The following is a 21951-nucleotide window of genomic DNA, read 5'->3' as shown; positions in this document are numbered from 1 at the left end:
ATTCTTTCGATCACGGCCGCGATAATCCCACCCTCGCGGGCCTTCCAGCAAGCGGCGGCGCCCGTCAAGCGCCTTCGAGCCGATGGTCGACGCCGGAGGAGAGTGCGGATTAGCTGCGGCTCCCGAGCAGGTCACGCTGGTACGAGCCGCGTCCCGGGCCGGGTCCGGCATATCACCGGACCCGGCCGACGTGCGGAACACCTAGCGGATGCGCTCGCCCCGGCTCTCGATCCGGAAGTAGTCGAAGGCGACGTCGAGGTCGGTGGAGGTGCCGGCCCGGTTGAAGGCCAGCAGCCCGGCCTTCGTCGCCTCGACGGTCAACGTCGTGGAGCCGATGTAGCGGTAGACGCTCCCGTCACGCGAGTAGTAGGCGCGGTAGGTGTCCCCGACCTTGGTGAGTCGCAGCCAGATCGCGCCGTCGGCTCCGACGATCCGCTGGGCATCCGCGCCGGTGATCTCCACGGTCGACGTCGTGCCGTTCTGCTCACGCAGGAAGACGAGCCGGACCTTGTTGATGGCCGCGGTCGCGTTGCCCATCTCCCAGGCGAGCTTGACGTAGTTGTTGTCGTCGGCGTACCCGATGACACCGCCCTGTTCGTTGTTGGCGGCCAGCGGGCGGGAGAAGACGACCTTGGACTCGGCCGTCCAGTCACCCTCGACGTCCTGCAGGGCCAGGTTCTTCGCGGTGTTGGTGCTGGTCTGCAGATCACCCTGCTGCGCGGTGATGACCAGGGACCCGTCGGCCAGACGCCGCCGGCTCTCGTCCGGCCGGACCCACTGCCACTGCGGGCCGAGTTGGGCCGAGTCGAACTCGTCGCTGCCGGTGCTCGTGGTGTTCAGGTCCACGGTGTAGACCGACGATGCCGCGCCGTTGGTGACGGTGACCCGAGCCTGCCCGGTGGGGCTGGTCGCCTGCTCCACCGCGACCGTGGCGGCGGGGTCGGCGGCGCTGGCGGTGACCGTCGGGACGGTCGTGGTGCCGGCCGCCGTGAGGGCGTTGTACCGCAGCACCGTCGGCGTGAAGGAGGCCAGGCGCGTGCCGTCGACGCGTAGGGCCGTCAGCGTCGTGTCGGGCACCAGGTTGAAGACGTAGTTCTTCACCAGCGGGCCGAAGAAGCTCTCCGTCGTGACCTTGACGACCGCCTGCCCGGGAACGCTCGCCGCCTGGGAGACGATCTGGTAGCGCGCCTTCCGGTCGGCCGTCCGCACCTTCGTGATGGTGGGGGAACCTCCGGCCCGCACCGGAATGGTGTACGAGGTGTCGGACAGGTTGAAGCCGCCGAACGTCTTCCCGTTCACGACGATCGTCGCCGAGAGCGGCGCGTCGTCGACCGGGATGTCCCGCCCGCTGAACTCCTTCCAGTAGTTCACCGACGTGTCCCGCCAGTCGGCGGCGTCCGCCTCGTGGACGGCCAGCTTGGCGCGTACCTCCGCGAACCGGCGTGCGTCGATGTCGGCCTGGAGTGTCTCCCAGGTCTCCCGCATCCACGTCACGTACTGCACGCCCATCTGGTAGCGGTAGACCAGCTCGTCCCAGAACGGTCGGCCGCTGTCCATCCGATGGCCCCACGGCACGTGGTGGAACCACATCAGCAGGTTCTCCGGGACCGAGTCGATGTTGCCGTAGCGCTGCTGGAGTCGGGGGAAGTACTGGGCGGCCAGGTTGCTGCCGGTGGGGGAGCGGTCGTAGCCGAGGCCCACGCTGTCGGCCTGGTTGTAGTAGACCGGACTCCAGTCGTCGCGGCCCGCCCAGTCGGCCGGGTCGGGACGGTAGTGGACGCCCTCGGCGAACTGGTGGCCGATGCCCAGCGGCGTCTGGTAGCTCACCAGCGCCTCCCACGAGCCCATCATCATCTTGCGGATGGTGTCGACGACACGCCTGTCGTTGCCCCAGGTCATCCGGACCCAGTCGGTCGCGATGTCCGCCGAGTCGAGCGACCAGTTCCACGCCTGCCGGCCGAACGCGAACAGGTTCGCCTGGGCGAAGTGGTGCCCGGTCAGGTTGTCGGCGTTGCCGAGGTTGGCGACACCCACGATGGCGGTGTCCGGGTGGTGCTGGGCGCTCCCGTCGACGATGTCGCCGACCAGGCGCTTCGTGAGCAGCTTGCCGTTCGCGTCGGTCGCGTACGTGTCGGTCTTGAGGATCTCCTCGTACATGGGCCCGAGGTAGGCCAGCATCCAGTTCTGGCCCGTGTACTCCTGGGTGATCTGGAGTTCCAGGGCCTGGTTGGTGTTCTCCATCCGGCCGAACATCGGGTGGATGGGCTCCCGGGCCTGGAAGTCCAGTGGCCCGTTCTTGGTCTGCAGGAACACGTTGTCGGCGAAGCGCCCTCTGCTGCCGTCGGGTTGGACCTCGTCGTCGATCGGCCCGAACTCCAGGTAGGCCCGCTTGAGACGGTCGTTGTCGACCTCGGCGTTGTAGACGAAGGTCCGCCAGTGCACTGTCATTCCGAGTGGCGCGACCGCCGCGCCGATGGCGTTGGCGCCGTCGCCGTGGTCGTACCCGAAGTCCTGTGGCCCGGGCTGGCCCTCGGAGTTGGCCTTCACGGTGAAGCCCATGAAGTCCGGGATGGCGGCCTGGATCTGCTGCGCCCGGCGCTGCCACCAACCCCGGAAGTCGGCGCCGTACGGGTCGAGTTGGCTGTTGGTCAGCGTGTCCGGTGCGAATCGGCTGTCCGTGGGCGCGGTGTAGCGGATCGACAGGCCCAGCTTGATGCCGTACGGACGCAGCGCGTCGGCGAGGGCGGCCTCCTGCGCGATCCGAGCGCTCGTCAGGTAGGCGTTGTCGGCGTTGACGTTGTTGATGGTGATGCCGTTGATGCCCAGCGACGCCAACGCGCGGGCCACGACGACGTAGCGGTCGAGGATGACGGGCAGGTTGGCGCCGGCGCTCGCTCCGGTCGCCGCGAAGTTGAAGATCGCCCCGCTCTCGCCGTTCAACCCGCCGATGCCGGAGGCGTTGTTGCCGGCGTAGAGGCGCTCGGTCTCCCAGTTGTTCAGCAGTCGATGCTTGATCTTCGGTGACTCCGCGACACGGAGGTGGTCGATGGGCTTCTGCGTCTGCATCAGCCGCAGGAACGCGTACGTCCCGTAGAGAGCGCCGAGGTCGGTGTTGCCGGCGATGACGGTGAACCGGTCCCTGCCGCGCGACAGCGAGCGCACGAGGTAGCCCTCGTCGCCGACCCGGGCCAGGTCGCGGGCCGGGATGAGGCGGCGCACCAGCGGTGAGCTTGCCGGCGTGCCCACCACGACCGCACCATCCGGGACCCGGTCACCGCTGACGGTCGTCACGGGTGTCGAACGGCTGAGGAGCCCGCCGAGCCCCCGCACCAACTCGTCCCGGGCCGCGCCGAGCGTGGTCTCGGCCAGCTTCTCGGTGGAGCCGGGCGCCATGGCGAGGTCGGCGGTGTGCCGGTGGACCCGGTTGGCGTCGGCGTTCTCGACCACGATCGTCGTGACCGTGCGGAGGTAGTCGCGCAGCAGCTTCGCGTCGCTGACCGGCACGTATCGTAACCACAGGTCGGAGCCGCTGTAGTCGTCCGGCGACTCGGCGGCGGTGGCGGGCGTGGTGGCGACGGCGAGGGTGGCCGCGACCGTGGCGAGCGCCGTGCCGAGCACGATGAGGACTCGCCGCAGCCTGGGCACCGGACCTCGGTTCATTGCCTTCTCCTCTGTTGTCCGACGGAGACGTCGATCGGGACGGCACACGCACGTAGTGACGCAGTTGAATGGAAGGTGCGCCGATCCTGTCCGGGGTGCCCCGGCCTGGGCAAGGAGTTGTCGTTTCTTGTCGCCGGGTGGCCTCACCACAGGTGCGCCGCCGGGTTGGGCGCCGGCCGCTGCCGGACCCAGGGCGGTCGGGCTCGACCCGGGCTCGGGTTGCGGGCGGCCGTGGAGTGGCGGACCACGAGGCGTACCGGCAGGACCATCGGTCGACCGGTGTGCCCGGGTGCCCCCTCGATCATCGTGAGCAGGTGTCGGGTCGCGGCCGAGCCCTCCGCGTACATAGGTGCCGCGACAGTGGTCAGCCCGGGTGTGACGAGGTCGGCCGCGACGATGTTGTCGAAACCCACGATGCTCACGTCGCCCGGAATGTCGACGCCCCGCTGACCGAGACCGCGGATGAGGCCGATCGCCATCTGGTCGTTGAAGGCGAGGACGGCGGTTGCCGGCCGCGCGCACAACTCCTCGGCGGCCCGCTCACCGCCCGCGATGGTCGGGCTGAAGGGGCCGATCTGACGTACTTTGATCTCCAGCTCCATGCCGGCCTCGAGCAGCGACCGCCAGCGGATGCCGTTCGGCCAGGAGGCCTCCGGCCCGGCGACGTACGTGATGTGGTCGTGCCCCAGCTCACCGAGGTGTTCGACGGCCCGCCGCACACCCCGGGGGTTGTCCGTCACGACGCAGGGCACGTCGGCGATGGCGCGGTTGAGGACCACCACCGGCCGTTGCTTGGCGAACATCCGGATGGCCGAGTCGGACATCCGGCTGCTGGCCAGCACGATGCCGTCGACAGTCGACATGGTGCGTTCGATCGCTTCCCGTTCCCGCCGGTCGGACTCCTGGGCGTCGATCAGCACCGTGGTGTACTCGCCGTCGGTCGCCGCCTCCTGCGCGCCGCGCACGATCTCGGCGTACACCGGGTTGGTGATGTCGGCGATGACCAGCGCGATCATGTGCGTGCGTGCCGTGCTGAGGGTGCGGGCGAGGGGGCTGGTCCGATAGCCCAGCCGTTCCGCGACCTGCCGGACCCGCTCGGCGGTCTCGGAGTTGACGCGGCTCGGCCTGGAGAAGGCACGGGACACGGTGGACGGTGAGACGTCGGCTTCGCTCGCGACGTCGTAGATCGTGACCCTCTTGTCGGGCGGCCTGGTGTGGTCGGGCATCTGCATGCTCCTCCCGGCTACGCGCCGTGATCATGGTATGACGACGGTGAGTGCTCGGCAATGCCCTCGCAACAAACCGGTGTCTCGGACGCATTCGCGCGAGGCAATACATGGCAACCCATTGCCGTCGCGCCACGCCGGCTGCCTGAATCAGCGGGGATGACACCTGGCGGAGGGAACAGCTCATGGGTATGACGCGGCGCGGCGCTCTTGCGGTCACGGCATCGTCGCTCCTCGTGGGCGCGGTCGGGTGCGGAGCACCGGACGGTCCCGGCAAGGACACCGGCGACACCACGGGTGAGGTGCCGCAGCGACCCGGTCGGGCGGTGACACTCAACGTCCTCGACGTTGCCGGCAATCTGCAGCTGACGCAGGGGATGATCGACGACTTCGTCGCCAAGAACCCCGACGTGATCTCCCGGGTGACCTATTCGAAGGCGCCCGCACCGGAACTGTCCGGCAAGATCAAAGCTCAGCAGGGCGCGAACCGGGTGGACATCGGTCTCGTGCTGACCGGCGTCGACGGGCTGGCCGCGGGCATCGAACAGGGCCTCTGGATCGACCTGCTGCCGACGTTCCAGGACCGCCTCGGCGGCATGGGCAACTACCTGGCACCGGCCGCCGCGATGCAACAGCTCGCCGGCAACGCCGGGGTCACCGTCACCTACTACCCGTCCGGCCCGCTGCTGGAATATCTGCCGGCCCGCCTGGCCACACCGCCGAGCACCGCGGAGGCCCTGCTCGCGTGGGCCCGGGCCAACCCCAGGAAGTTCCAGTACGCCCGGCCGGCCAACTCCGGCCCCGGCCGCACCTTCCTGATGGGTCTGCCCTACATCCTGGGCGACGCCAACCCCAAGGATCCCACCGCGGGGTGGGACAAGACCTGGGCCTTCCTCAAGGAACTGGGCCAGTACGTCGACTACTACCCGTCCGGCACCACCGAGACGATGAAGAACCTCGCCAACGGCACGGCTCACCTGATCGTCAGCACGACCGGCTGGGACATCAACCCCCGCGTGCTGGGCACGGTGCCGAAGGAGGCCAGGATCGCCACGATCGCCGGCTTCCACTGGGTCACCGACGCGCACTACGCCGTGCTGCCCAAGGGCGTCTCGACCGACACCCAGGCGGCGGTCCTGGCCCTGCTGGCGTTCATGCTCACTCCCGAGCAACAGGCCAAGGCGTACGACGAGGGCTACTTCTACCCGGGCCCGGCGGTGAAGGACGTCGGGCTCACCTCGGCGCCGCAGAAGAGTCAGGACGCGATCCGGGAGTTCGGCCGCCCCGAGTACGAGGCGCTGATCGCCGGCAACCCGACCGAGGTGCCGCTGGACGCGAAGAGCCTCGTGGCGGCGTTCAACCGGTGGGACCGCGAGATCGGCGGCGGGAAGGTCAAGCAGGGATGAGTGCCTTCTCCCAGCTGCGGTTGGACGGGGTGTCCCGTCGGTTCGGCGGTCAGGACGCGCTCACCGAGCTGGACCTCACCATCGAGACGGGCGAGTTCATCGCGTTGCTCGGCCCGTCCGGCTGTGGCAAGTCGACGGCCCTGAACTGCCTGGCCGGGCTCCTGCCGTTGACCCGGGGGAGCATCTGGCAGGACGAGCGGCGGATCGACACACTGCCACCGGAGCGCCGGGGCTTCGGCATGGTGTTCCAGAGCTACGCCCTCTTCCCGCACCTGACGGTGCGGGCGAACATCGCCTTCGGCCTGCGCATGCGGCGGCTGCCGAAGGAGGAGACGCGCCGGCGTACGGCGGAGGCGGTGCGGCTGGTGCGGCTGGAGGACCACGTCGACAAGCTGCCCGGTCAGCTGTCCGGTGGTCAGCAGCAGCGCGTCGCCATCGCCCGTGCCGTCGTGTTCGAGCCGTCGCTGGTGTTGATGGACGAGCCGTTGAGCAACCTCGATGCCAAGCTGCGGCTGGAGATGCGGACCGAGATCCGCCGGCTGCACCAGTCGCTGGGGCTCACCACCGTGTACGTCACGCACGACCAGGAGGAGGCGCTCTCCCTGGCCGACCGGCTGGTGGTGCTGCGGGAGGGGCGGGTGCAGCAGATCGGGTCGCCGCGCGAGTTGCACACCCGCCCGGCGAACTGGCACGTCGCCGACTTCATGGGCTACCGCAACCTGTGGCGGGGCCGGGTGGTGCGGTGCGACGGCAATCGGGCCACCGTCGAGTCGTCCGGTCAACGCCTGCTCGGCGAGGCCGTCGGCGACCTGGCCGACGGTGCCGACGTGGTGGTCGCGGTACGCCCCGAGGACATCCGCGTCGGCGAGGCCGGCGGGACCGCCAACGCCCTGTCCGCGACGATCGAGGTGGTGGAGTACCAGGGTCGCGAGTTGGCGGCCGAGGCGCGCACCGACACCGGACAGTCGCTGCACCTGCGTACCGAGCAGCGGATCGCACCCGCTGACCAGGTCAAGCTCGCCATCGACCCGCAGCGGCTGCTGGTCTATCCGGCCGGCGCGACAGCGGAGACCGACCGCCTCGCCGACGCGTCGGTGGCGGCGCGGTGAGCGTCCCCGGGCCCGGCCGACCGTCGGCGCACTGGCAACACCGTCTCGCCGAACGGGGCATCGACCGTCAGCTCCTCCTCCTGGTCCCGGCGCTGGTCTTCGTCGTCGCCCTGTTCCTCTATCCGTTCTTCTACGGGTTGACGCTGTCGTTCCAGCCGACCAACGGCGGGCCGTTCAGCGACTACGCCCGGTTCTTCTCCGACGCCTACGAGCGGGGCACGATCTGGATCACGCTGCGGATCGCGCTGCCCGCCGCGCTCCTGAACGTCCTCGCCGCCGTGCCGATCGCCTACCGGATGCGCGGCCGGTTCCGGGGCAAACGGCTGGTCACCACGCTGCTGGTCGTGCCGATCACGCTCGGCACCGTCCTCACCGCCCAGGGGCTGCTGAACTTCCTCGGCCCGACCGGCTGGTTCAACCGGATCCTGCTCGCCACGCACCTCGTCGACGAGCCGGTACGACTGACCCACAACTACTGGGGCGTGTTCTTCTCGCTGGTGATCACCGGTTTCCCGTTCGCGTTCCTGCTGGTGCTCTCCTACCTCTCCGGGATCGACCCCACCCTGGAACGGGCGGCCGCGACGCTGGGGGCGGACTGGCGTCGCCGGTTCACCCGGATCACCCTCCCGCTGCTGATGCCCGGCCTCGCCACGACGTTCTGCCTGACCTTCGTGCTGGCGTTCAGCGTGTTCCCGTCGGCCGTCCTGGTCGGCAACCCGGCCGGTGAGACGCGGGTCATCTCCCTCGCCGCCTACCAGGCGGCATACGAACAGTACGACTACCCGTACGCGTCGGCGATCGCCATGATCATGGGCTTCGTCGAGTTGGTCGTCATCGCGGTGGTGCTGGCCGCGCGCAGTCGCTTCTACACCGGCGCCACCGGAGGCAAGGGCTGATGGCATCGATCACCCAGGCGCCACCGGCGCGACCCACCGCCACCAGCACCGACCGGCGTCGGCGCCTCGCCGCCCGGCCGGCCGCCTGGATCGTGTGGGGCGTCGTCATCTTCTTCTTCGTCAACCTGCTGGGCGTCGTGGCGTCCGTGCTGGTCAGCTCGTTCGGCAAGCGCTGGTTCGACACCTGGCTCCCGGACGGCTACACCACGAGCTGGTACGGCCGGGCCTGGGACGAGTTCGCGCTCCTCCAGGTCATCGTCGTGACGCTCGAGGTCTCCGTACTCGTCGTGGGCCTCTCGCTGCTGATCGGCGTGCCGGCGGCCTACGTCCTCGCGCGGCGGTCCTTCCCCGGCAAGCGGCTGATCTTCCTCGTGTTCCTGCTGCCCATCCTCATGCCCCCGATCACGTACGGCATCCCGCTGGCGACGGTCCTCTACAAGTTCGGGCTGGCCGGAAACATGTCCGGGGTGGTGCTCGCCAACCTCGTACCCTCGGTGCCCTTCGTCATCCTGACCATGACCCCGTTCATCGAGCAGATCGACCCGCGCATCGAGAGCGCCGCGCGGATGTGCGGCGCGGGCCTGCGTACGGTGTTCCTCCGGGTCCTCACACCGCTGCTCGTGCCGGGCATCCTCGCCTCGGCGATCCTCGTCCTCGTCCGGACCGTCGGCATGTTCGAGCTGACCTTCCTGACCGCGGGTCCCGACTCGCAGACCCTCGTCGTGGCGCTCTACTACTCGATGTCCGCGTCCGGCATCCGGGCCCAGCAGTCGGTGGACGCCATGGCGGTCATCTACACGTCGATGATGCTCGTGCTGCTCGTCGTCGCACTGCGCTACGTCAACCCGACCCAGCTCGTGGCCCAGGTCAAGGAGGACCCCGAGCACTGACGGCCGGCGACCGGCCCGGTCAACCGCCCACCACGTCCCGGTACGCCCCGGTGGCCTGCCAGCCGACGTCCGGGCCGGCCGCCACCTCGTCGAGGATCTCGCCCACGCGGCCCGCCACCGTGCGGAGTGCGGGCAGCTTCGCGCGCAGCCCGCGGTAGGTCGTGGCGAGGGTCGGGTCGACCGCGACCGGCTCGGCGCGGGCACTCGCAGGACTGAGCAGGGTGACGGCCTCGGTGAGATCGGCGGCGAGGCCGATCGCGTAGAGCCCGAGCGCGGCCGCGCCGAGGGCGGCGTCCTCGTCCTCGCCCGCCGCCTGGGTCGGACAGTCCAGGACCGCGGCCATCACCGCACGCCACAGCGGAGACCGGAACGCGCCCCCGGCCAGGCGAACGCTGCTGACCGGTGTCAGCTCGGCCAGGCGGTCCCGGACGCCGCCGAGGTGCAGGCACACACCCTCCAGCGCGGCGCGCACCAGGTGACCTCGGGAGTGCTCGCTCCGCAGGCCCAGGTACGCGCCCGGCGGGCCGGGATCCACCGCCGACGCCCGGTCGGCCAGCAGATAGGGCAGCATCACCAGGCCGTCGCTGCCCGGGGCGACCCGTTCGGCGAGCGCCAGCAGCTCGGGCGCGGCGAGCTGGTCGTCGGACGCCGGGCGAGGATCGGGTTCGAGGGCGCCACCGGCCCACCGCACCACGTTGCCGCCGTTGTCGACAGTCGCGCCGATCACCCAGGCGTCCTCGGTCAGCGCGGCGCAGGAGAAGACCTCCGCCGGGTCGACGAGCGGAGCCGCGACGACCGTCCGCAGGGCCCCGGTGGCCGCTAGCCGCAGACCGGCGACGGTGCTGTCGATCGCCGCCATGCCCAGGGTGCTCGACGGCCCGTCGGCCGCGCCCACGACGACAGGTGTGCCGGACGGCAGGCCGACCGCCTGCCCGGCCGCCGAGGAGAGCCGCAACACGCCTGTCGTGGGCAGGACCGGTGGCAGTTGGCTGCCGGACACCCCGACCAGATCGAGGGCGCCCGCACTCCACACCCGCCGGTGCACGTCGAACATGCCGGTGCCGGACGCCGACGACAGCTCGGTCACCAGCGTCCCGGTGAGCCGATGGACCAGGTAGTCCTTCAGGCCGATCCACCACCGCGTCGCGGCGCAGAGGTACGGCTCGTGGCGGGCGAACCAGATGAGCTTGCACAGCGGGCTTCCCGGGTGCACGGGCGTGCCGGTGATCCGGTGCAGCTCCCGGCTCTGGCCGGAGACCCGCAGGTCGCGGGCCACCTCCGCGGAGCGTGTGTCCCGCCCGGTCAGCAGCGGCGTCACCGGGCTGAGTGTCGCGTCCAACCCGATCACGCCGTACCTGGGGGAGCTGACCGCGAGGGCCACGACCTCCGCCCCGGCAGTGTCGGCGACACATGCGGACACCGCCGCCAGGGTGGCCGCCACCAGCACGTCGGGGTCCTGGACGTGCCAGCCGGGCAGCGGTTGGAGCAGCGGGTACGCCCGCGTCCGAACGTGTCGGGCCGAGCCGTCCAGCGCGAACGCGCCGGCCCGCACGGCGGTGGTGCCCACGTCGACCCCGAGGATGACACGACGCTCCAGCCCCATCAGCACATGGTCGAGCGGTGTTCGACGGGTGGGCAAGCGGTTGCGCACAGTTGTCGTGTCGGGTGGGCCGCCGAGTGCGGTGTGGTGCCGGTGACTGTTCGAGGCGCGGAGTGCTTCTGCTCCCCACTGGTGCCGGCGGTGGCGCCAGAGCCCGGGGTCAATGGCCGACGACGCGGCCGAGGAAGCGCTCACCAACCTCGGCGATGTCGTCGGTGGTCCACTCGAGGGCGGGGGTGGCGACGGTGACCTCGGTCATCGCCATACCCGGCACGGCGGTGTCCTGCCACCCGGCGACGAACCACACCTTGTCCTCCTCGGCGAGTGCGAGCGCGGCGTCGTTGAGCGCCTGCGCCGGGTGAGGCAGCCAGAGCCGGAATCGATGGGTGTGCGGCGGTTCTGGATACACCCGCGCGCCGGGAAGCGCGCTGAGTGCCGCGGCGACTGTTCGCGCGTGCCGCACGTAATCGGGGATGCGTGGCAGCTCCCGGTCGAGGCCGGCGAGTGCGCTCAGAGCGGCTGGCCACTGCTGGAACACCTCGCCGCCGCAGCGGTGCCGCCAGATGCGGGCGTAGGAGGCGAGCTGCGTGGTGCCCGCGAGCGCCGCCCCGCTGATACCGCCGATCGTCTTGTAGAACGAGACGTAGGTGCTGTCGGCGAGGTCGGCGATCTCGCTGAGGGTGTGTGCCAGGTGTGGGGTGGATTCCCAGATTCGGGCACCGTCGACATGTACGCGGGCGCCGATGGCGCGCGCTGCGGCGGATGCGGCGGCGAGCTCGTCCCAGGAGGGGAGGACGAAGCCGGCGTCGCGCAGCGGGAGTTCGATGACGACGGTGCTCACGGGTTCGGCGAGGGCGTTGATCTCCTCGGCCGTGGGGTTGCGGGGCGCGGTGGTCGGCCAGGTGCTGCGCAGACCGCTCAGGTGGGCGTAGGCATGCCGTTCGTCCATCTCCAGGTGGCCGAGCGGGTGGAGAGCGACCGTCGGGTGCCCGGTGCGGTCAGCGCCATAGCGCAGCGCGACCTGCTGGGCCATCGTGCCGGTGGGGAAGAAGACGGCGGCCTCGGTTCCCAGTAGTCCTGCCACGCGTTCTTCCAGCGCGTTCACCGGACCGTCGCCGTAGAAGTCGGGCTGACCGTCCAGATCACCGCCCGCGTCCATGTCCGCGAGCCGCTCCCTCATTGTCGTGGGCCGGATGCCGGAAAGAATCTGGTCACAGGCGCGCAGCGCGGCAAGCCGACGCTGCCTGGTGTTGGCAGACATCGGCGGATCGTCGCATGTCAGCGCAACAGGGACCAATCGGTTTTCGGCGGCGGGCAATCAGCGTCAACGAACGACCTGCCCCAGTCGGAATCGGCCTGGCTGGACGACATCGGCGTAGGTCCCGAAGCAGGCTGCCCGCCCGAGCCCGGCCACCGGGATGCGGTAGTGCCGGGCCAGGGCGCTCAGCACCGAGAGGTCAGCCGGTAGTTCGGCCTGGGAAAGCCCGGGGACGATGCACCTCGGGGTGGGCAGGACCACCCGGAGGACGACATCGCCCAGGCGAAGTTCCTGCCCCGGTTCCGGGTCACGCGGTGCGTCGATGACCAGGTTCGGACGAAACCGCGTCGCGGCCACACTGCCACCTCCCATGCGCCCACCCAGCAGAGACAGCGCGCCGGTGGTCACGATGTGAACGGCGCCGAAGTCGACGAACCGGCCCACCCGCCCCGCGCCCGCGATCGCCGTGATGGTGTCCTGACCGGGCCGGGCGCCGTCCATCCAATCGGGCACCATGCCTACGTCGTCAGGCAACGTCCGGTGCAGTCTCGCGTCGGGCGGCAACTCGCGGCTCGACCGCACCGGGCGGCCCAGGTGCTTGCTGAGCGCGGCATCTGCCGCCGCGCTTCCGGCTGGCACCGATGTGCCGTCGACGTGCAGCGTCAGGGTCGTCTCCGGGGCGTCGTCCCGCATGCTCGTGCCGACATCGAGCAGGCGCCCCCATCGTCGTGGGTGTTTGGCGCTGCCGACCGTCCCGTCGCCGCGGTCGATACAGGCCCACGTCCGGTCGCCGCGCAGACCGGTCTGCTCGACGTCGGCCGCGGTGAGTGCCTCCCCCCGGGCGCTCTTGAGCGGGTAACGCCGGATCGCGACAACCGTCTGCATGACGGTCATGCTGCCTCACCGCGTCACCACTCGGAGACGGGTGGCGCGAGGAATACCCGCTCCATGCCGGCGAGCGGGCGTTGCGGTTCGACATTCCGGTGGCCGCTAGCCGCAGACCGGCGACGGTGTTGTCGATCGCCGCCATGCCGAGGTCGTGCTGACCGGGGCGGCCTGCTCGGTGCAGTTCTCGGGGGACCGGGCGTTGATACTGCGTCTGGTGTCTGTCGGCGAGACCGACCCGTACAACGACTGGATCTGGCTCACCGGGTACGTGCTCGACGCGAAGGGGCTGGCCACGGCCAAGCGCGACCTCTACGTCCTGGGGGCCGGGTTGCGCGTCCAACGGCGTGTGCAGCCGGCGCGGTCCAGTTTGCGCGCGATGGCCTGAGAGCGTGCGGGTTCGCAACCGGGGATGGCTGCGCTCGACGTCTAAGAAGGAAGCGTGGAACCGTGCGCCAGGTGGCGGGGTTGCACGATGGATTCCGGATAGCCGGCGCCGGGCGTGAAGGGGATCGCTGTCATCGGGCGTAGAGGGGTGTCAGACGCATGACGCTCCCTGGAGGACAACGATCCATGACTGGAACCCTCTCGTGACCGGGCCACCCGTGTGTGCGGTCGCTCCCGGCTCCCGGGCCGGCACCGACCCGCCCGACGACCTCGGCGCGGTGGCCGACGTCGTCCTGATCAGGCTGTCGCGCGCCGAGCCGGAGAGGTTCGCGCTGCTCTTCGACAGGTACTACCCGGAGATCCACCGGTTCGCCGCGAACCGGCTCGGCCCGACCGCCGCCGACGACCTGGCGGCGGAGACCTTCCTGATCGCCTTCGCCAAACGGACCCGATTCGATGCGGGAGACCCCGCCGGCGACGGTGCCCCGGCCGAGCACGCACCGGGCGGGCACGTCCGGGCGTGGCTGTACGGCATCGCCACGAACCTCGTCCGCCGCCAGCGGCGTAGCGAGCAGCGGCGCTACCGGGCAATGGCCCGGGCACCGCAGGACCAGTCCGTCGTCGGTCACGACGAGCGGATCACCGCGATGGTCAGTGCGCAGAGCGTGCACCGCGATCTGGCCAGGGCACTGGCCTCACTCTCGGCCCGGGACCGGGACGTACTCCTGCTCGTCGCGCTCGGCGAACTCACCTATCACGAGGTCGCGGCAGCCCTGGAAATTCCGTACGGCACGGTCTGTTCCCGGCTCAGCCGGGCGCGTCGCAAGGTGCGCGAGGCGCTTGGCGACACCGATCCGAGCGGCCACGATCGAGACCTGGGGGACCTGTGATGGACGACGTGCGGATGATTCGCGACGTACTGGGGAAGGCTCCGGCACCGTCCGCCGAGGCGACGGCGCGGGCCCGGGCGGCCCTGCTCGTGCAGGCTCGGGCCGAATCCGTGGCGTCGCCGTGGCGTCGCCGTTTCGCAGCGGTGCGTATCCGGCCGGCGGGCCGCAGTGGCCGGCTCGGCGCCCGGTGGTGGCACGTGTCGCTCGGCGGGCTCGGCATCTCGGCTGCGGTTGCCACGGCGCTTGTCGTGCCGGCGATCCTCGGGCCGGCGACGGTTCCCGGCAGCCCGGACCGGGGTGGGGTGGGCAGCCTCCCCGCCACGGTCCCGATCGGCGACGGCGACGACGCCGGGACGGTGCTGCGGCTGGTCGCCGCGAACGCCCGGCTCGACCGGGCCGCCGAGGCCCGGCCGGGGCAGTTCATCTACCGGGTGGGCGAGGAACGGTCCCTGTCGCTGATCGGCGATATCGACGGCGCCGGGCCGCTGGCCAGGGTCTGGCTGGCTCGCCGGCACGAGATGTGGTCCACCGTGGAGGGCCTGCGGTCGGCGCGGACGCGCATCACCGAGGGGGTCAGCCGTACCCCGCTGACCCCGGCCGACGCCAAGCTCGCCCGCGAACTCGGGTACGACCTGACCGCACCGCCGGAGGTCGAGGAGTACGGGCCGGCGCCCGACTACCAGCCGCCCGCCGACTGTGCGAGCTGCCCGGCGGTCCGGGACCCGGGCGACGTGTACCGGCCGACGCCGGCGTACCTGGCGAGCCTGCCGACCGATCCGGCCCGGCTACTGGCCACCCTGCGGGAGGCGGTCGGCGACCAGAACAAGCACTCTCCCGACGGACAGGTCTTCACCAGGGTCCTGGACCTGCTCCGGGAGGTCGCCCCGATCGTGCCTCCCGACGTTCGGGCGGCCCTCTACCAGGCGGTCGCACTGATTCCCGGAGTCGAACGGGTCGAGGGCCGGGTCGAACTGGCTGGTCGGCAGGGTGTCGCGATCGGCCGCGACGGTGAGTCGACCGGGAACGATGCCCAGCGGGAGGAACTGGTCTTCGACGCCGCGGGGCGTGAACTGCTCGGCTTCCGTTCGGTGCAGATCCGGACGGAGCGCGGCATCCCGGCCGGGACCGTGGTGGCAGTAGAGGTGCCCACGTTCACCATCGTCGACCGGGTCGGTGAGGTCCGATGACCGCCGGGAGAGGCTGGTTCCGGGTCGGCGGTGGACGGCGACTACTGGCCGTCGCACTGTCCGTGGCGTCGCTCCTCACGGTTGTGCCGTCGTACGCGGCGGCCGGTGCCCCTTCCGCCGGGCCGACGCGGGCAGTCGGCGACGGCGCGACGGCCGGTGCCGGGCGGGGCGTGCCGAGGACCGCCGGCACGGTGACGCTGATAACCGGGGACGTGGTCCGGCTGGATCCGGAGGGCGAACCCTCGGTTGCGCCGGCTGCCGGGCGGGACGGGACCGCTCCGGTCCGGCCCCGGGCCGTCTCGTACGCCCGCTACCAGCGTGACGGCGCCTGGTACGTGGTCCCCACCGACGCCGTACCCCTGCTCCGGGCGGACCTGCTCGACGAGCGGCTGTTCGACGTCACCGGCCTGTTGGCGCAGGGCTACGACGACAACGCCAGTCCGGTGCTGCCGTTGCTGGTCCAGTACGCCGACCCCGGCCAGGCCCGGCGGGCGGTCCCGTTGGCGGGAACGGGGGCCCGCCGGGTGCTGCCCGGGTTGAACCTGACCGCGAACGACCAGCCGAAGGCGACGGGTGCCCGGTTCTGGGCGGACCTGGTCCGCCAGGCGAACCCGGCGGCCCGGAGCATCCGCGGCGGCGTCCGGAAGGTGTGGTTGAACGCCCGTTACCGGGCGAGCCTGCATCGGAGCGTGCCGCAGATCGGCGCACCCACGGCGTGGCAGGCGGGCTACACCGGCAGGGGTGTCACGGTCGCGGTCCTCGACTCCGGGTACGACACCGACCATCCGGACCTGGCCGGTCGGGTATCGGCGGCGCAGGACTTCACCGGGACGGGGAGCGTCGAGGACCGGTTCGGCCACGGCACCCACGTGGCGGCGACCGTCGGGGGCTCGGGGGCGGCCGGTCGGCATCGCGGTGTCGCCCCGGACGCGAAGCTGGCGGTGGGCAAGGTGCTCGACGACTCCGGCGATGGATCCGAGGAGTGGATTCTCGCCGGCATGGAATGGGCGGCCACGAAGGCCGGTGCGAAGGTGGTGAACCTGAGCCTCGGCGGCGGCCCGAGCGACGGCACCGACCCGGTCAGCCAGGCGGTCGACCGGCTCAGCGCGGAACACGGCACCCTCTTCGTGGCCGCGGCCGGCAACCGGGGGGCGTACGCGCCGGTGTCGGCTCCGGCCAGCGCCGACGCCGCCCTCGCGGTCTCCAGTGTGGACCCCGCCGATCGGATCAGTGAGTTCTCCAGCCGGGGACCCCGGGTCGGGGACGGGGCACCGAAACCCGAGCTGGCCGCGCCGGGGGAGGCGATCCTGGCCGCCCGGGCGACCGGGGCGTACCCGGGGATCGCCGGCCACCCCGACCACGTGCCACTCTCCGGCACCTCGATGGCCGCACCGCACGTTGCCGGGGCGGCGGCGATCCTCGCGCAGCGGCACCCCGAGTGGACCGGTGCGCAGCTCAAGGCGGCCCTGGTCGGCGCCGCCGCGCCGGCCCGGGAGTCCCGGGTCTTCGACGTCGGCGCCGGTCGGATCGACGTGGCCCGGGCTGTCACCCAGCCGGTGCGGGCCGAGGTGGCGTCCCTCGCCATGGATCTGCCCTGGGGGGCGCCGGGCGGCACCCGGCAACTGACCTACCGCAACGACGGGTCGACGCCTGTCACGCTGCGGCTGGCGCTGAGCCTGGCCGACACCGCCGGCCAGCCGGCCCCGCCACAGCTGGCCACGCTCGGCGCGACGACCCTCACCGTGCCGGCCCGGGGCAGCGCCGCCGTCCCGGTGCGGATCGCCGGGCGGCAGCGGGCCGGGACGTACGGCGGGGTCGTGGTCGCCACCGCCGGTGAGACAAGCGTCCGCACCCCGGTCGGGGTGCGGCAGGCCGCCGAGACGCACGAGGTCACCGTCCGACTGCTGGACCAGCAGGGCCGGCCCAGCGACAGCGGCACCACGATGGTCGTCGGCATCGACGCCCAGAACGCCGGTTTCCGGGACTTCGTGTGGGGATCGGGTTCGGTGTCGGTGCCCGCCGGGCGGTACGCCCTGCTGTCCAGCGTCTATCTGCCGCCACCGCCGAACGGCGGGCTCCGGACCGCCGTACTCGGTTATCCGGGTCTGACGCTTGCCGACGACACCACGGTGACCCTGGACGCCCGGTGGGCCCGGGCGGTACCGCTGGGCGTGGCCGACCAGCCGGCCGCGACCGAGGGGCTGCGCGAGATCGTCATCGGCGGGCGGTGGTTTGGCGACCCGACCAACACCGGCATGGGGAACATCGTCGAACCGGGCTTCGGCGAGGTGCTGGTGGGCAGCGCACCCGGGGTGAGCGCGGAGGAGTTCAGCCTCACCGACATGGCGGTTCTGGAACGGCCGATGCTGCAACTGTCGGCGACCGCACCGGAACGGTTCCCGGTTCGGGTCGGCTGGCTCTGGAAGCCCGGGCCGACACCACCCTTCGAGGGGACCGCGCGACTTCCGGTCGTCCGGCTCGTGGTCGGTCCGACCGGAGAACTGCCCGACGTGGACGTGGCAGACGCGCTCGCCGTGCTCACCTCAGCTAATGACGAGGCGGAACCGTTCGCGCTGGCCCCGGTGGTACGCCAGCTCCAGCAGCGGGGCGCCCGGATGGTGTTGCTGGCGACCGGGCAGTTCGGTTGGGCGGGCGATCCACTCGCCCTGCCGACCATCAGCTCGGGACCCGGATACCCAGGGATCGACCGATTCGTCGAACTCGCCGGTGCGGGGACACTCACCGCGACCGTGACCGGGCAGCCGGTCAGTCCATACCGTTACCAGCTTGGCTACCAGGTTCGGGGCGGGATCCCGGCGGACCTGGCGTACCGGCCGACGACCGGGGAACTGGCCGCCGTCCTGACCAGCTACCACGACGCGGGCGAGGGGGTACGGCAGGTCCGCGCGAGTCTCCGGCTTGGCGACGAGTACCACGGGTTGTTTGCGTCGAGCCCGGTGTTCGCGCCACTGCGACGTACCGAGTACTACACGCCGGGCAGTTGGCGAATCTCGCTCGGAAACGACATCTTCCCGGCGGTGGCGAGGACGGAGCTGAGGCTGCGGCCGGGAGCCAACCCGGCGACCAGTTGGGATAAGGCGGTGGTGGGGCCGGCGTTGACCGGGCCGACCGTGGACAACGTCGGCAAGCCGTGGGTGAGCCGACAGGGGGACGTTGTCGACGTGATGTTGCCGATGTTCAGCGACTCCAGCGGCCATCCGAGACCCGTTGACGCGTTCGATGACGGCACCACGGGCAGCACCAGCCTGTACCGGAACGGGCAGCTTCTCGGCACCGTCGCCGAGCCCGGCCGGGGGCAGTTCGCCGTACCGGCCGCAGCGGCGACGTACCGGCTCACCGCCTCGGCGACGCACCACTCGCCGACCTGGCGGTCGAGCACGACGGTCAGCGGGTCGTGGACCTTCCGGTCCGCCACGGCTTCGGGCCGGCTGCCGCTGCCGCTGCTGGGAATGCTCCTCGACGCACCTGTCGACCTGCGCAACACCGTGTCGGTCGGTGACCGCCGACCGGTGCGGATGTCGGTGCACCGGCAGGACGGGGTGGCCGGGCGGCCGGTGGTGACGGTGACTGTCGCCGCCTCGTACGACGACGGCCGGAGCTGGCACGCGGTGCCGGTCAGCCGGGACGGTGAAGGCTGGCTGGCGCTGGTGCCACACCGCCGTGCCGGTCACGTGTCGCTGCGGGCGAACGCCACCGACGCGGACGGCAACGCCGTGGAGCAGACGGTGCTCCGGGCGTACCGGGTCGGCGGCTAACGCGGTGGGTGGGGATTCCGTCGGTGCGGAATCCCCACCGTCTCCGGCCCGATACCCCGTGGGCAACGGGCCGTACGCGAACGGACTCGCTGGCAGGTCACGTAACGCCCGGGGGCGTTCAGACCAGGAACTCCTCCCGCATCCGCGCGCCCAGGTTGATGCCGCCGACGGCCCGTGGCCCGGCCGGATCGTGCACGGCGACCGTGTTGTTGCGGCGCATCAGCTCACGGACGGCGGGCGGCAGTCGCGGCGGGTCGTCCATGGCCACGAGGACCTGCCCGGCACTGGAGATCAGCCCATCGGCCAGGGCGGCGGCGTCGGTGTCCACCCGCACCCGGCCGTACTCCCAGCCGGCGGTGGTCAGGTCGAGCACCTCGAACACCCGGGTCAGCAGCGGGTTCGGGTCGGTCACCCGGTCGAGCCGGGGCGCCCGACTGCCGACCACCGTGACAGCGGCGGCCACCTGCGCGTACGGGTGGAAGCCGGACGGCAGTGCGAACAGCGGCCAGCGCAGCGCGGGACCGGCCTCCTTCCACAGCGGCCGGTAGTTGCGGCGGTGCACCAGCAGCCGCCGGCCCGTCCGTCGGTGGATCTCCTGTGCCTGGGACTGCAGGTCCACATGCGCCTCGTCGGCGACCTGACCCACGATCTGGGCTGCCACCACCAGGCCGTCGTCGCTGTCCAGTGTCGCGGTGAGCGCCTCGACCTGCTCGGTGAACCGGATCCGCGCGTGGGGACCGTACCGGTGCTGCACGTCGCGGAGCAGCGCCTGCTGTCGTGCCGGATCGAGCTGGACGCGCCTTCCGCCCAGCAACCGCCGGAGCCAACGCATGTCGCCTCGTTTCAGCAGAGCCGTCGTCGGTCGGCGGCAATGCTAGTGCGTCGGCCCCACCCCGTGTGCCTTCGGGTGCCCTCGAAGCGCGTTGACGATCATCGACGACGCGGCGTGACAAGCCCCGACTCGTACGCCCACACGACAAGTTGGGCGCGGTCACGGCAGTGCAGCTTCGCCATCGCCCGATTCACATGTGTCTTGGCGGTCAACGGGCTGATCACCATCCGCGCGGCGATCTCGTCGTTGGTCAGCCCGCCCGCGACCAGCTCGACGATCTCCCGCTCGCGAGGGGTGAGCACGTCCCGCCCCGCCGCCGGCTCGGCCGGCGGTGGGCCGGACACGAACTCGCTGATCAGCGTCCGCGTGACGGCCGGCCCGAGCAGTGCGTCGCCGCGGGCCACGACGGCGATGGCCTGTAGCAGGTCGGCGGGGTCCGCGTCCTTGAGCAGGAAACCGCTGGCACCCGCGCGCAGGGCGGCGAAGACGTAGGAGTCGAGCCCGTAATTGGTGACGATGAGGACGTGGACCGCGGCGAGGTCCGGGTCGGCGGCGATGCGGCGGGTGGCTTCGATACCGTCGAGCCCCGGCATCTGCACGTCCATGAGCACCACGTCCGGGCGCAGACGCCGCGACAGGTGGACGGCGGCGGCACCGTCGCTGGCCTCGCCGACGAGCTCCAGGTCGTCCTCCGCGTCGAGCAGAGCGCGGAATCCGGCGCGCATCAGCGCCTGATCGTCGGCGAGCAGGACCCGGATCATGCGGGCTCCAGCGGGAACGTGGCCCGTACCGTGAAACCGTCATCGTCGGCGGCGGCACGCAGGGTGCCGCCCAGCCCGCTCACCCTTTCCCGCATGCCACGCAGCCCCACGCCGGGTGTCACCGGGTGAGCCGGTGCTGCCCGGCCGTCGTCGGCGACCGAGATGGTGAGCTGCGCCGGGGCGTACTCGACGTGGACGTGCGCGGTGGCGGGGCCGGCGTGGCGGGCCACGTTGGTCAGCGCCTCCTGGATGACCCGATAGCCGGCCTGGTCGACCTCGTCGGGCAGCTCCCGGGGCTGACCGGCGACGTCCACCCGCACCGGCACGCCAGCCGCCCTGGTCCGCTCGGCCAGCTCGTCGACCCGGGCCAGCCCCACGCGGTCCTCGTCGGCGGGTGAACGCAGGACGTGAAGCGTGGTGCGCAGCTCCCGCATCGCGGCGCCGCTGGCCTCCTGGATCGCCAGCAGGGTGGCCGACGGCTGCTCGCCGTGTTTGCGGGCGAGGTGCACGGCGATCCCGGCCTGCACCTTGATCACCGAGATGCTGTGGGTCAGGGAGTCGTGCAGGTCGCGGGCGATACGCAGGCGCTCCTCCCCGGCGCGGCGCAACGCCATCTCCTCGCGGGTGCGTTCGGCCTCGATCGCCCGCTGCTCGACCTGCTCCAGGTACGCCCGGCGCTGCCGCGCCACGAGCCCCGCGATGTTGGCCGCCACGAACCAGCCAAGCATCAGGGCCGTCCAATCGACGATCAGCCGGGCGGGACCGGTGGTCGGCCTCGACCAGATGTCCCGGGCGAGGAACCCACCGAGGAAGGCGAAACTGGCGGTGGCGGCGGCCAGTCGGTGCCCCCGCCAGCCGGCGACGTACACCGCGCCGAGCACGGGGAACGCGGCGGAGACCCCCGGACGCACCCGGATGTGGACGGCCAGCATGGCGGCGGTGACGACGCCCAGCGCCACCACCGGATACCGCCGGCACGCCGCCACGGCTACCGCCATGGCCACCACCAGGGCGACATCGAGCGCCCCGACCGTGGCGTCCGGGGTGAGCGCGGCGTTGCCGAGCAGGAGGGCACCGAGGACCAGGCCACCGAGGGCGTACGGCAGGTCGCGACGCATTGTCGAACTGTAGAACGGGTTGTCCGGGTGGGGCATCCACCGACCGCGGTAACCGGACGTACCGCGGACG

16 protein-coding genes are annotated in these 21951 nt (G+C 71.4%); 8 read left to right on the top strand and 8 right to left on the bottom strand.

All coding sequences use genetic code 11. The annotated features are described in order from the left end of the window. Positions 1-201: 201 nt before the first annotated feature. Together AB0C01_RS05710 and AB0C01_RS05705 are read right to left on the bottom strand one after the other, a co-directional pair. Positions 202-3660 carry an alpha-glucuronidase family glycosyl hydrolase gene (locus AB0C01_RS05710; protein WP_357570347.1) on the bottom strand — a complete coding sequence of 1153 codons (3459 nt, stop codon included), beginning with the start codon at positions 3658-3660 and terminating at the stop codon, positions 202-204. A 143-nt stretch (positions 3661-3803) separates the two neighbouring features. Continuing rightward, positions 3804-4886: a LacI family DNA-binding transcriptional regulator gene (locus AB0C01_RS05705; protein WP_357570346.1), complete on the bottom strand. Its 1083-nt coding sequence runs from the start codon at positions 4884-4886 to the stop codon at positions 3804-3806. 236 nt (positions 4887-5122) lie between these two features. On the opposite strand from AB0C01_RS05705, the gene AB0C01_RS05700 reads away from it, so the two are divergent. The 4 genes from AB0C01_RS05700 to AB0C01_RS05685 are packed head-to-tail and all read left to right on the top strand — an operon-like array spanning position 5123 to position 9187. Then, positions 5123-6292, top strand: a complete 1170-nt coding sequence (locus AB0C01_RS05700) for an extracellular solute-binding protein (RefSeq protein WP_357570345.1) — start codon at positions 5123-5125, stop codon at positions 6290-6292. Beyond that, the gene (locus AB0C01_RS05695; protein ID WP_357570344.1) at positions 6289-7401 is read left to right on the top strand and encodes an ABC transporter ATP-binding protein; all 1113 of its coding nucleotides are present in this window, start codon (positions 6289-6291) and stop codon (positions 7399-7401) included. The genes AB0C01_RS05700 and AB0C01_RS05695 overlap by 4 nt, the downstream gene beginning before the upstream one ends. Continuing rightward, on the top strand, positions 7398-8297 hold the full coding sequence (locus AB0C01_RS05690; protein ID WP_357570343.1) for an ABC transporter permease: 900 nt from the start codon (positions 7398-7400) through the stop codon (positions 8295-8297). The genes AB0C01_RS05695 and AB0C01_RS05690 overlap by 4 nt, the downstream gene beginning before the upstream one ends. Next, positions 8297-9187 carry an ABC transporter permease gene (locus AB0C01_RS05685; RefSeq protein WP_357570341.1) on the top strand — a complete coding sequence of 297 codons (891 nt, stop codon included), beginning with the start codon at positions 8297-8299 and terminating at the stop codon, positions 9185-9187. Before AB0C01_RS05690 ends, AB0C01_RS05685 begins: the two co-directional genes overlap by 1 nt. A 19-nt stretch (positions 9188-9206) precedes the next feature. Here the strand turns inward: AB0C01_RS05685 and AB0C01_RS05680 are convergent, their stop codons facing one another. The 3 genes from AB0C01_RS05680 to AB0C01_RS05670 all read right to left on the bottom strand — a co-directional run bounded on the left by AB0C01_RS05680 (position 9207) and on the right by AB0C01_RS05670 (position 12930). Continuing rightward, on the bottom strand, positions 9207-10790 hold the full coding sequence (locus tag AB0C01_RS05680; protein ID WP_357570340.1) for a gluconokinase: 1584 nt from the start codon (positions 10788-10790) through the stop codon (positions 9207-9209). A 157-nt stretch (positions 10791-10947) separates the two neighbouring features. Beyond that, entirely contained in the window at positions 10948-12048 is a 1101-nt protein-coding gene (locus AB0C01_RS05675) for a beta-eliminating lyase-related protein (protein ID WP_357239876.1), read from the bottom strand. Between the two features lie 63 nt (positions 12049-12111). Continuing rightward, a complete protein-coding gene (locus AB0C01_RS05670; protein WP_357239874.1) occupies positions 12112-12930 on the bottom strand; it encodes an MOSC N-terminal beta barrel domain-containing protein in 819 nt (272 codons plus the stop codon). Between the two features lie 217 nt (positions 12931-13147). Between AB0C01_RS05670 and AB0C01_RS05665 the strand changes: the two genes are divergently transcribed. The 4 genes from AB0C01_RS05665 (at position 13148) to AB0C01_RS05650 (ending at position 19170) form a co-directional block, all read left to right on the top strand. Continuing rightward, on the top strand, positions 13148-13318 hold the full coding sequence (locus AB0C01_RS05665; protein WP_357239871.1) for a hypothetical protein: 171 nt from the start codon (positions 13148-13150) through the stop codon (positions 13316-13318). 277 nt (positions 13319-13595) lie between these two features. Next, positions 13596-14207, top strand: a complete 612-nt coding sequence (locus AB0C01_RS05660) for an RNA polymerase sigma factor (RefSeq protein WP_357240656.1) — start codon at positions 13596-13598, stop codon at positions 14205-14207. Next, on the top strand, positions 14207-15394 hold the full coding sequence (locus tag AB0C01_RS05655; RefSeq protein WP_357570339.1) for a CU044_5270 family protein: 1188 nt from the start codon (positions 14207-14209) through the stop codon (positions 15392-15394). Before AB0C01_RS05660 ends, AB0C01_RS05655 begins: the two co-directional genes overlap by 1 nt. Further along, positions 15391-19170 carry a S8 family serine peptidase gene (locus tag AB0C01_RS05650; RefSeq protein ID WP_357570338.1) on the top strand — a complete coding sequence of 1260 codons (3780 nt, stop codon included), beginning with the start codon at positions 15391-15393 and terminating at the stop codon, positions 19168-19170. The genes AB0C01_RS05655 and AB0C01_RS05650 overlap by 4 nt, the downstream gene beginning before the upstream one ends. A gap of 118 nt (positions 19171-19288) precedes the next feature. On the opposite strand, the gene AB0C01_RS05645 is transcribed toward AB0C01_RS05650, so the two are convergent. From AB0C01_RS05645 to AB0C01_RS05635, 3 genes are all read right to left on the bottom strand, one after another. Next, positions 19289-20002, bottom strand: coding sequence for a hypothetical protein (locus AB0C01_RS05645; protein WP_357239862.1), 714 nt, complete (start codon positions 20000-20002; stop codon positions 19289-19291). A 98-nt stretch (positions 20003-20100) separates the two neighbouring features. Next, entirely contained in the window at positions 20101-20763 is a 663-nt protein-coding gene (locus AB0C01_RS05640) for a response regulator transcription factor (RefSeq protein ID WP_357239859.1), read from the bottom strand. After that, positions 20760-21881 carry a sensor histidine kinase gene (locus AB0C01_RS05635; RefSeq protein WP_357239856.1) on the bottom strand — a complete coding sequence of 374 codons (1122 nt, stop codon included), beginning with the start codon at positions 21879-21881 and terminating at the stop codon, positions 20760-20762. The genes AB0C01_RS05640 and AB0C01_RS05635 overlap by 4 nt, the downstream gene beginning before the upstream one ends. Positions 21882-21951 lie beyond the last annotated feature (70 nt).

Source organism: Micromonospora sp. NPDC048905, assembly GCF_040649655.1.
In the GTDB taxonomy this organism is placed as follows: domain Bacteria; phylum Actinomycetota; class Actinomycetes; order Mycobacteriales; family Micromonosporaceae; genus Micromonospora.
This window is presented reverse-complemented; position numbering and strand designations above follow the sequence as displayed.